At 44.3% G+C, this 12,857-nt stretch carries 2 protein-coding genes (1 of these 2 only partly in view); both read right to left on the reverse strand.

Features of this window, described 5'->3' with window-relative positions:
* Nucleotides 1-6,558, reverse strand: a complete 6,558-nt coding sequence (locus L1077_RS00360; protein ID WP_237135108.1) for a non-ribosomal peptide synthetase — start codon at nt 6,556-6,558, stop codon at nt 1-3.
* Nucleotides 6,555-12,857, reverse strand: the 3' portion of a protein-coding gene (locus L1077_RS00365; RefSeq protein ID WP_237135109.1) for a non-ribosomal peptide synthetase/type I polyketide synthase. It continues 4,575 nt past the right edge of the window; only the last 6,303 of its 10,878 coding nucleotides appear in the window; its start codon lies off the right edge, out of view — the gene reads right to left on this strand; it ends in the stop codon at nt 6,555-6,557. The genes L1077_RS00360 and L1077_RS00365 overlap by 4 nt, the downstream gene beginning before the upstream one ends.

Genomic DNA, 12,857 nt, shown 5'->3' on the forward strand with positions numbered 1-12,857 from the left:
TTATAAGGTCATTTTCTTTGCGTTTTCGGATGCATCAGAAGCAACCAATTGACTGTAGCGTTGACTGTTTCCTTGATCTGACATTGCCTGCTCAATACTCAGCGCCATTAGCTCAATGGTGGCGTTATCAAATAACTCCCGTTCATTCAACACCACGTTAAACGTTCGGTTCACATCCATAGCGAGCTTAATCACCAGCAGCGAATGGCCGCCAAGTACAAAAAAGTTATCCGCGCGACCTATTTGATCTGGCTCTACTTCCAGCAATCTTGCCCAAGTTGCCACCAAGACAGTTTCAACTTCACCTTTTGGTGGTTCATAGTCATTTGACGAAGAGAAAGTATCTGGTTTTGGTAATGACAATTTGTCTACTTTCCCATTTGGCGTCAAAGGAAAAGCCTCAAGCACAATAATATTTGTGGGCACCATATAATCCGGTACATATGCCTTTAAAAACATCTGTAATTCACGTTGCAACGTTTCTGGGCGAAGCGGTTTCTCCCCGTCCGTTGTCACATAAGCGACCAACTGCTTATTTGAAGAGCTATTGCCAACAATAGTCACAATGCACTTTTTCACTTTCGCATGTGAAGATAGATGAGATTCAATTTCCCCTAACTCAATACGGTAGCCTCGCAATTTAATTTGCTCATCACTGCGACCAATAAAGTCTAAACTGCCATCGCGACGCCAGCGCACAAAATCTCCGGTGCGATACAGTGCAGGTAAATGAGATGTTCCCGACAAAAATTTATGATTTGTCAGCTCTTCTCGATTCAAATACCCCTGTGCCAACCCATGACCACCAATATAAAGTTCACCCGCGACACCTTCAGGACATAAACGTTGTTGACTATCGAGCACATAACAACAAGTATTTGCCAAAGGTACGCCTATCTCAGGCGTTCTTCTAATTGGCGAAGTAAACTCAGCCCAAGTTGAATAAGTGGTTGCTTCAGTCGGGCCATACAAATTAACCACTTTGCTGTCAATACAGGTTTCCAACATCCCATTCACTAATGACGCACTCAAAGGCTCCCCAGCCACATTAAAGACCCGTGTCGATGAAGGTATACGATTTAATTCAAGTAAAGTTTCAATACCTGAGGGGACCGTATTAATTAGCGTAGGCCGTATTTGATCGTCTTTTGCCAGAGATAAAATATCATCTACCAGTAAAATCGTCGTCCCACTGGTTAAAGGAAGAAAGAGTTCGAAAATCGACAAATCAAAGTTGATTGACGTACTCGCCAGTACCCGAGATAACTCCTCTGATGAATAAAAGTCTCTTGCCCAATCCAACATAGACGATGCGTTAGCATGGGTTAGAGGAACGCCTTTAGGCTGTCCAGTAGATCCGGATGTATAAATTAAATACCCTGTATGTTCTGGCTTCACTCTGTCTTGCGCGACATTGTGAATAGGCTGTTTATCAAACCATGATGGCGTATTCAGCTCGAATACCTGCAATGTTGCATCAAGTGTCAAACCTGCTGATTTTTCTCTCACAATCAAGGCCGATGCATTGGCATCTTGCATCATAAAGTGTAGTCTTTGCGGAGGATAGGCAGGGTCCAGAGGCAAATACGCAGCCCCAACTTTCAATACTGCCAATATGGACGCAACCATATCAATATTTCTGGGCAGTGAAATCCCGACAATATCGCCAGGTCCAACACCTTGTGCGACTAATCCATGGGCCAATTGATTAGCGCGATTATTTAAAGCTTCATAACTTGCCAAATTATCGCCGTGTATAACCGCAACTTGCTTCGGTTCAATAAGTGCAAATCGCTCAAATGCTGTATGCAGACATTCTGGCTGAGCAGACGCAATTTTGCTGTGATTTCCCCAGCTTAACAGTGACTTTTCTGCAGCCTCTGATAGCAAAGAAATATCATCGATTTTAACATGATTGTTTACCAAAACTGCTTGTAAAAGCTGCTGGAAGTAATGATCATAGCGCTCAATCGTCGAACCACTGAAAAGATCTTTTGCGTACTCCCAATTAAGTGTTATGTCACTTCCCGAGCAGCCCACGGTAAGTGTCAGGTCATACTTAGCAATAACCTCTTGCGTACTTATGCCCGAGGCATCGAGTGCTGTTATTGCGGAGGTCTCACCGCTAGTAACTTCAGCATTCATTAATACTTGAAACAACGGCGTATGGCTGGCGGAACGAGGCGGGTTAAGCTTATCCACTAGTAACTCAAAAGGCACTTGCTGATGCTTGTAAGCATCGAGCAAATAATCTTTGCACTGGGTTAGATGCGACAGGAATGATACGTCGCCATTTACCTGCGCTCTGATCACCAGGTTATTGATAAAGCACCCAACCATGTTTTTAAGCTGTTCATTATCGCGGTTGGCGACAGGGCAACCTATAACTACATCAGACTCTCCAGACATACGATAAAGCAGCGCCGAAAACGCAGCTTGCAAAAACATAAACTCTGTCATGCCTTGGGCAGTTGCAAATGCTTTAATCTTTTTAGACGTATCCGCGCTAAGCGTTGACGTAACCACACCGCCTCGGTAACTCGGTTGCGCAGGTCTACTTGTGTCAAGCGGCAAATTATGGGTCACGGGGATACCTGCTAGCCTCGCTTGCCAAAAAGACACACTGTCAGCCAAACTACTTTGTGTGATCTCTTGCCTTTGCCAAAAAGAAAAATCTCGATAAGTAACTTCAGATGCGGTGGAATCGAGCTCACACTCACTATCTAAATACAGTTGTACCAGCTCTTTTGATAGTATGTTCATTGACCAACCATCTGCAGCTATATGATGCAAGGTCATAATCACAACTGTTTGATCATTATCGCAACTTGCCACAAGGACGCGAATAGGCAAGTCTTCTGTCAGGTTAAATGGTGTATGCAGTTCTTGCTGATATAACGCATCTATCTGTGCTTGAGGATCATGTCCTCCGATTTGAATATAGGAAATCGGTACTTGTGCCTGCTTCAGTATATGCTGAGTTACATCTCCTTTATCATCTTTTTTATAGATGGTTCTTAAAATGCTATGGCGCTGTGAAATCATCTGTACAGCACTTTCCAGCCTTACTGTATCCACTCTATTAGATAAACACATCGCATACGGCATATTGTACTGGGTATTCTGCGGATCAAGATGATTGATAAGCCATAACCTTTGCTGACTGTATGACAAAGGAGCGGCGATCTGCTCATCTACCGTGGTTATCAATGTGCTCTTGTCGTTGTCCAGTTCATCAATCCGTACAGCGATTTTTCGGATCGTCTGATATTCAAAAAGATCACTCACCGATAACTGAACAGAAAAAGCCTGATTCATTTTCATGATTAAGCTAATGGCTTTTAGTGAATGCCCACCGTTTTCGAAGAAGCTATCATCAATACCAAAATGCTTTTGGCCCAATGCTTCAGCCCATAATTCAAATAACAACTCTTCTTGTGCATTTCTAGGTTGCTCAATTACAACCTGTTCCTGTGAACTACGATGCTCAATAGATAATAATGCGCGGCGATTCACCTTACCACTGTAGGTCAATGGTATATCGTCGATCAGGTTCAGCATATCTGGTCGCATATAGTCGGGTAAATGTTGGCTCAGTGTCTTGCGCAACTCTGACAAGAGCTCAGGCTGAGCTGCAGCAACAACAAATGCGCTGATTGATTGCTGTTGCTCATCAGCAACCACAACGGCTTTATCAACCGAAGGGTGTGACATTAAAACATTTTCAATCGCCCCCAGTTCTATGCGTAACCCCCGAACTTTAACCTGATGATCAATTCGACCTAAAAACTCAATTTCACCATTTTTACGGCGGCGAACAAGATCTCCAGTCTTATAAAGACGCTCACTACTGCTTTCGCTGATCGGGTTTTTAATAAATCGCTCTGCAGTTAGTTCAGGCTGATTACAATAACCATGGGCGAGCCCCACACCGCCAATATATAGCTCGCCGGCGACCCCCAAAGGCACCAGTTCTAAGTTTGAATTTAGAATGTGTAGTTCCGTATTATCAATTGGATACCCAATAGGCACCGAGGACAAATCGGTTTCATTCTCACAATACCAGTAGCTCACATCTATGCTTGCTTCGGTTGGGCCGTACAAATTGTGCAGTTTTGCACGAGTGCCTGTACCTTGGAATCTATGCATTGTACTTAGCGACAACGCTTCACCACTGCAAATGACATGCTTTACACTGTCACAACTTTGCCAATTTTGACTTTGCAACAAATGCTCTAGCATCGAGGGCACAAAATGCAACACTGTCACTTTGTGACTCTTTATTGCACCAACAACGTAAGCGGGATCTTTATGCCCATTTGGTTTTGCCATGACCAGCTTGGCACCAGTGACCAAAGGCCAGAAGAACTCCCATACTGACACATCAAAATTAAAAGGGGTCTTTTGTAAAATGACATCACTGTGTGTCAAATTGAAGGTCTCTTGCATCCAGTGAACGCGATTGACTAGCCCCTGATGACCACATACAACGCCCTTAGGTTTCCCTGTGGAACCTGACGTGTAAATTACGTATGCAGGGCTGAGGTGAGATGTACCGCGAGACGCATTGTTGTCTTGGCTCTTCTGTAAGATGTCGTGCGAACATACATCAACAAAATGCTGTGGCGCGTGCTTATTTGATTCTACAATCGCAGTCGTTGACAGGATAAGCTCCAGCTGCGTGTCACTCACTATGTAAGTCATTTGCGCTTCGGGCAACTGCGGGTCAAGCGGTACATATGCTGCCCCAGCTTTCATACAAGCTAAAATGCTCACAACCATCTCAACACAGCGATCCATCATGATCCCAATACACCTGCCATCATGACTACCCAAAGATTGAATATGTGTCGCCAGCCCATTTGCTCTGGCGTTCAACTGCTGGTATGTCAGAGCTGACTCTTCAGACACCACGGCCATCGCTTCAGGAGTCAGCGCAACTTGCTTTTCAAACCAATCAATGATGGTGATATTGTCTGGATAGGGCTGCGTCGTATCATTACATTCTTTAAGTAGATACTGACGTTCCTGCTCAGATAAAAATGAAATATCTGAGACCAATTGCTGTGGATTGCGAGCAAATGCGCTCAGTACTGTTTCGAAGTGCTCAGAGAATCGCTCAATTGTTGCTGTTTCAAATAAATCTTCTGCGAAACACCAAGTAAGCACAGCCCCTTCAGCCTGCTCTGCAAAAATCAAGTTTAGGTCAAACAAAGCTGCTGGTGCATCTTGCTCTACAGGCAATATTTGCATGTCACCCAAAGATAAATCTCCGGCTGCATAATTTTGCATCACTAACATAACTTGAAACAGCGGACTATGACTTAAACTCCGCTGCGGTTGAAGTTCATCAACTAAACGCTCAAATGGCAGTTGCTGGTGCTCATATGCCCCCAAAAGTCTTCGTTTGCTTTGTTGTACAAGCTCAGCACATGTTGGATTGTCAGACAAATCTGAACGCAGCACTAAGGTATTGACAAAACACCCGATCAATTGCTCGAGTTCAGACTGCTCTCGATTCGACACCGGCGTGCCAATCACAATGTCTTTATCACCTGAATAAATACTAATGAAAGCCGAAAAAGCAGCGTGCAGTGCCATAAATAGAGTCGCGTCTTCTCGATTGGCAAGTTGCTTCAATTGGCCAAGTAACTCAGAGTCGATAGAGGTCATTACTCTGCCGCCATTGTAAGTAGGCTGAGTCGGCCTTGGAAAATCGGTAGGCAAATTATGAAGTTGAGGCATACCAGCTAACTCAGCTTTCCAATAATTCAGCAGATGTTCCAATGAGCTCCCTGATAATATCTTTCTTTGCCAACATGCAAAGTCACCATACTGCACAGGTAAAGCTTCCAATTGTCCTTGTTCGCCTCGCGCAAGTGCACCGTATAATGCGGTCAATTCGTTGGTAAGGATGCCCATAGACCAACCGTCAGAAGCAATATGATGCATGGTCACAATCAACACATGCATTTGCTCATGAAGCTTAATCAACTCTGCACGTAACATCAGGTCATTTGCGAGCGAAAAAGGTTTTTGTGACTGATACGCAATGCGTTCAGCCACGCGTGTACTCTGCTCTGACTCTGTTAAATTAACTAGATCCGTCAATGATAAAGTTAACTCAACGTCCTGCTTAACACACTGAAGCGGCTCACCATTATTACCAAGCGTATAATGAGTACGAATGATCTCGTGACGCTCAACAATCATACTCAAAGCTTTGTGTAATATCTCCTGATCCAGCTCACCGACAAGTTTTAGCGCATTTGGAATGTTGTACTTATATGTGCCTGGCTCTATTTGATCTATTAGCCACATTCGCTGTTGAGCAAACGAGCAAGGCAGCTCATCACGCGCACCTGATAGGGCAACCAACGCCTCACCTTCATCATTATTAAGCAGTAGAGAGATGATTTCAGGCTTAAATCGCACTATCTCATTTCTTAAATCGCTATCAAGCGCTGTTTTAGTCGCTTTGAATGCCAGCTGGCCATCCTTTAAATAAAGATGGACCCCCGACTCTTTAGCTCTTAGCAATGTCGCAACTGCACTCACAGTAACCCCTCCTCAACAACTTCGCCTTCAACTTCTTCTCTGCTCTCACGCAACTCAACTAAGTGGTGAATAGTGGCTGCAATGCCTGCAACAGTGGCGTTGTCATAAGCGGTTTTAATCGGGATCTTGATCTGCCAATATTGATTGATCTCACTTAATAATTTCACCAATAACAACGAGTCCCCACCCATTTCGAAAAAGTTATCATGGATACCAATATCATTCAGGCCAATAAGTCGCTGACAGATCCCCACCACCTGTGCCTGTACATCACCCATAACCTCTACAGGGGCAATGCTCGGCGCAGCCGATTCTAATTCACTTTCAATATTCGACTCTGTATACACAACCTGCTCCGGTTGCAAACGCTCTAAACTAACCACCGTTTGTATAGCTGGTCGATTGAGTAAGCGATTGAAAATATCTATCCCTTCAGCATTACTCAGCGACGAGCGCAATTGTTGTGCAGCAATTTCTTCTCCATGCTCTTGCGAAAATGCTCGCCACGCCATCCCTTGTTCCGCCCATGCATACCAATCGATAGACATAACTCGCATTGAAGACTGCTCGACACAAGCAAATGCAAGCGCATCTTGATAGGCATTTGCTGCACAGTAATCATATTGTCCCGCTGTCGTTTTAATCGCAGATAAGGAAGAACAGAATAACAAGAATGCTGGCACACTAGGTTGCTGATTCAGCATCTTAACCAGTAATTGAGAGCCCTGTACTTTTGCACGTATTACCGTATCAAGATCCTCTTTGTTCTTTAATGCCAACATCCCACCGCCAGCTACTCCCGCAGCATGCACAACACCATTCATGGTGACACCTTGCGCCTCTAACTTTGCAAACAAGGATGACATCTGGGCCTCGCAAGCCACATCAGTCTGAAACACTTTTACCGTTGCGCCCGCTTGTTCCATCTTAAGGATGGCCTGTACTTGCTGGCTGGTCTCATCATCCGCACCAAATTGCATGATCCATCTGTGCCAATGCGGTCTAGCAATGAGCTCTTTTCGTGACAATAATATAATTGTTCCTTGAGTTTGCTCCGCTAAAGATTGTGCAATCTGTAATCCAACCCCACCTAATCCACCAGTAACTAAATACGTACCACCTTGGACCAATATTGACGGCGTATCTTGCGGTGACGGCATATCTACATTTTGGTAGCTTCTCGTCCAGACACAACTGTCAGACAAGATGCAAGGGCCTGAAAGCTCTGGCACACTGATCTGCTCAATCAGTTGACTCATTTCAGCCTTGCTGTAACTGAATCGCTGACCTAAATCCAGATGACGACATGTGATAAAATCAAACTCCTGCTCAACAACCTCGCCCAAAGCCGTGAGCATTGTTCTTTCAGGGTAAACGCTATCACCCGCTCTTAGATAATGTGCTTGTTGTGAGACCAATATTAATTTTAGCGGTTGATTTAAGTGCACTTCATCCAAAGCTTGCGCTAAATACATCAAGCTATATAAATTATCATTAAGTCTTGTAGGATCATCCTCTGATTCTCCTGTGCTACTGAGGTTCAGCGCATGAATGATATAAGCAGGCATCACCCCTTTTGCAATTAATTCTTCAAGTGCAGCCTGATAAGAATGTTTGTCTTCAGAAGAGAAGGTTAATGTATCTGCACAAGACTCCCCACCTTCTTTCATCACTATGATATCGGTGCGATCTGCTAAACAATTGGCAAATCGATTACCTTCCTCATCATTTTTAACAATAACAAGGCAACACTCATTCCCCTGCAACTCGAGTGTGGCTTTTTCAACCTCAAATGCAGCCTGAGCCATTTCACTTTGTGCGTGCCAAACTGGTTGATACAACCAGCTATCTACAATCCTTCTGGCATTTGTCACACCTGACGCATCTGCGGCCGCTACCACTTGATTCACTTGTCCCAACCAATGGCGATTGCGCTCAAAAGGCTGTGCAGGGACGCTGTGTTTTTGCAGTTTGCGATGCGCCTGTAATGACTGCCAGTCTATTGCCACGCCGTGTTGCCATAGAGACGCAAGCGCATTAAGCCAAACCTTAGAACTCTTAGGCTCATTCCTTCCGCCTAAGCAACTAATAACTCGATGACGGTCAATACCGCTTTGCACTAACATGTTACTTAAAGTGCGCCCAGGACCTACTTCGATAAATAACCTTTGCGGTATCTCAGACAGGGCTTGAATACCATTGGCGAATTCAACCGTATCACGAAGATGATTTACCCAGTAATCTGCGGTTGTCACTCTTTCATCTGCCAGTTTACCATCTAAATTAGAATAAAACGCACGCGTGGGTACACGCAGATCTACCTTAGAAACTACCGCTTTAAATGCGTCGAGCGCAGGGGTCATCATTGATGAGTGAAATGCATGTGATGTCCGCAATATAACCGTGCTTATTGATTGCGTTTCCAATATCGAATTTAGCTTAGCAATATGCTGTGACGATCCTGACGCCACACATTGTTGCGGCGAATTCACCGCGGCAAGATCACAGTGGTTTTGTGCAATCAAATCACGGACCTCTTCCACTGGTGCACTGATAGATAACATGCCACCAGACGCCATAGATTGCATTAGTCGCCCTCGCTCACTCACTAAGTGCAGCGCTTCTTCCAGTGTAAATACACCTGACAAGCATGCACAAACGTACTCGCCTATACTATGTCCAATCATTGCATCAGGTTCAACGCCTAGTTCTATCAATGATTTAGCCAATGCATATTCAAAAGAGAATAATAACGGTTGAGTCAATGAGGTCTCTGATAATGAAGCTGCATCTTCTCCCTCTGCAAGGGCTGTTAGAATATTGATAGATTTCTTTTCTTCTAGCCAGTCAGCACATTGCTGGAAATGCATTTTAAAACTGGGGACTGTTTCATAAAGCGCAGCACCCATACCTTGATATTGGCTACCTTGGCCTGGGAACATAAATACCAATGGCGGCAGTGATACCCCATCATCGACTTCATGAACACCACTAGAGAGAAGCTGTGGATCCAGAGCATCCCAGTCTGACGCCACCAAACTACTGCGATAACGGCCATGTTTTCTGCCAGTTTGCAGTACATTAGCAAGCTCCGCTAATGACACATCAGGTTTTTCTGCGGCCATGTTTGCTATCAACTGTTTATAGCCTTTTAATGACTCAGCTGAATTGGCTGAAACTAATAGCAACTCATTGTCATGCTTATCTTTACTGCTTTCATTTAAGGGAGCTTCCTCTAGTACAACATGAACATTTGTTCCACCGATACCGAATGAGCTAACACCGGCACGACGTTTTTCTTGTTCATCTGACCAAGGTTTTCTATCTTGATTCACATAAAATGGCCCATCTGCAAAATTTACATTCGGATTAGGCGCATTGAAGTGCAGCATGGGTAATAATGTCTTATGGCGCAGCATCAACGTAGTTTTGATCAGTCCAGCAACGCCTGCGGCAGCATCCAAGTGACCAATATTAGGTTTTAATGCGCCTACTGCACAACTGTCTCCCTTATCGACATCAGAAAATGCGCGATTTAAAGCAGAAATTTCAACTGAATCACCTAGGCTGGTTCCCGTGCCATGCGTTTCGATGTAACCAATGCTGTCTGCTGACACCTGTGCATCCGCAAGCGCCGCTCGGATCACTTTTGCCTGCCCTTTAACACTTGGTGCTGTGAATCCAACTTTATCATTGCCATCGTTGTTTATTGCAGAGCCTTTAATAACGGCATAAATTTGATCACAGTCTGCCTTTGCATCCTCCAATCGTTTAAGCACAACAATACCTGCACCACTGCCGGCTCTTGTGCCATTGGCTGACTCATCAAAAGTACGGCACCGACCATCCAAGGAGCGTATTCCGCCTTCCTCATGCATTAAACCTTCCGGACCATACAAAGCAATAGAAGAGCCACCTGCTAATGCTATTTGGCTATCCCCCTCACGTAGGCTGCGACATGCCATATGAACAGAAGTAAGCGATGAAGAGCATGCCGTATTGATACTCAATGCCGGGCCTTGCAGATTGAGCTTATGGGCAATTCGAGTCGCGGCATAGTCTTTACTGTTTGCTAACTGTAAAGCCATTTCACCAACCTCTTCTAATAAATGAGGGTTGCTGATAAGTCGTTCTATTAAATAACGGCTCTCACTCACACTCGCAAATAAACCAATTTTGTTAGCCTGCGCAGGCTGACCATAACCGGCATCATCAAGCGCTCGCTGAACACACTCAAACAGCAATCGTTGCTGTGGATCGAGCAACTGTGCTTCTTTGGGTGTAAATCCAAAGAAGGCAGCGTCAAACATATCGACATCATCTAATAATACGCCTGACTTTACATAATTCGGATCTTTTAATACCTGCTCACTGATACCCGCAGCTTTAAGCTGCTCATCTGTAAAATCTATTATCGATTCATGACCTTTTAACAAATTGGTCCAAAACTCTTCGGGACTATTCGCATCTGGAAAACGACATGCCATGCCAATAATAGCGATATCATGTGCTGCACTGTCTTTAGCGACCAACACTTCATCCTCAACTGGCACCTGCTGTTTCGACAAATAACTTGCCAAATCTCTAATCGTTGGATAACCAAACAAATCTGCAATATTTATTTCTATCTCAAGCTCTGTGGCTAATTGGGATTGTATCCTCATCATATCGATTGAAGTACCGCCGATATCGAAGAAATGTTCATTAATACCAATATCGGCAACTCCAATGACATCTCGCCAAATCTGACATATCTTTGCTTCCAACTCAAAGCGAGGAGGCATTTTTTGTGTATGACCGCCAGTGCTATTATTAAATAACGCCAGCAGCGCACTTCTGTCTCTCTTACCATTATTTGAGATTGGCAACGAGTCTACTTCAACAAACTGGCTCGGGCACATGTAATCAGGCAGTTGCTGCTTTACAAAATGACGCAGAGCACTCAATTCCAACGATGATTTTGTTTTCAGCAAACAAAATAGCCTTTGTTGTTCAACAAACACGGCAACATCATCAACATCGGGGTATTCCCTAATCACCCCTTCCACCTCAAGTAAATTAACTCGGTTTCCTCGAACTTTAACTTGGTCGTCAACCCTGCCAGTATAAATTAGCTGACCATCACTAGACCAATACGCTAAATCTCCAGATTTGTACATCACCTGACATGAAGATAATCTTTCAGGCGTACTAACAAAAGCAGCTCCTGTCAGCGCCTCATTATTCAAATATCCTCTGGCTAAGTAATCTGATGCAATGTAAAGCTCCCCTGGCACACCAATGGCTGTAGGGTTCATGTTTTGATCTAAAACCAATAAATGTGCAAAGCCAGGTGATCGCCCGATAGGCGTATAGGCGTGATCAGAAGGGGCCGTTATCTCATAAACACTTGACCAAACCGTTGCTTCAGTTGGGCCGTATTCATTATAAAGTCGACTCTGTTGCCCCTGCAATGAGAAATGCAAGTTAACAACATCATTAGCCACCGCCTCTCCCGCTAGAATAACCGTTTGCAAAGACGATGTACGCTGTTTGCTCCAGTTACGCGCTGATAGCATCTCTTTATACAATGTGGGTACACATAATATCGCTTGCGTTTGGCTCTGAGAGAGAATATCTAAGAGTTTGACTGGATCCTGAACTTGTTCGACAGTCGGCAAAACCAAGCAGCCGCCTGTTGTTAATGTTCCCCAAATGCCTGCCATAGAGCTATCAAACGAGAATGGGCTAACCATCATGAATCGACGTGGTTTATCTCCATAATATTGCTCACGAGCATAGGTAGACATCGCCAACGCTCTATGTTCGACCATAACACCTTTAGGTTTGCCTGATGAGCCTGATGTATAAATGACATAGGCGAGCTGAGTAGCTGTTGCGCAATCAGCCACTTGACCAATAGTACTGTCAAAATCAATTTCTCTTAAATCAATCCTTGGCGTATCTTTGGATAAGCCATCAACATTAATATTTTGGTTAGTTACAATCACATTCGGCTGACAGTCAGTTAGCAACTGTGCGATCCGAGTGCTGGGTAATGTTGGTTCAATGACCACAAAGGCTGCACCGGCTTTGAGCACACCGAGCATGGCGGGTAACATGTTCGCTGTTCTATCCATGAGCAGAGCCACAATATCATCATTTCTGAGAGCGTGCTGCTGTAAATTTGATGCAATCGTGTTTGCGGAGCGTGCAAGTTCACCATACGTCAACGTTTGCTCTTCAAATACAACTGCTGGGGCATCAGGTTTCGCCTGTGCTAAACGTTCAAACTTATGATGTACCAACTCTATTTCATC

This window comes from Pseudoalteromonas luteoviolacea, from assembly GCF_021654285.1.
Classification (GTDB): Bacteria; Pseudomonadota; Gammaproteobacteria; order Enterobacterales; family Alteromonadaceae; genus Pseudoalteromonas; species Pseudoalteromonas luteoviolacea_J.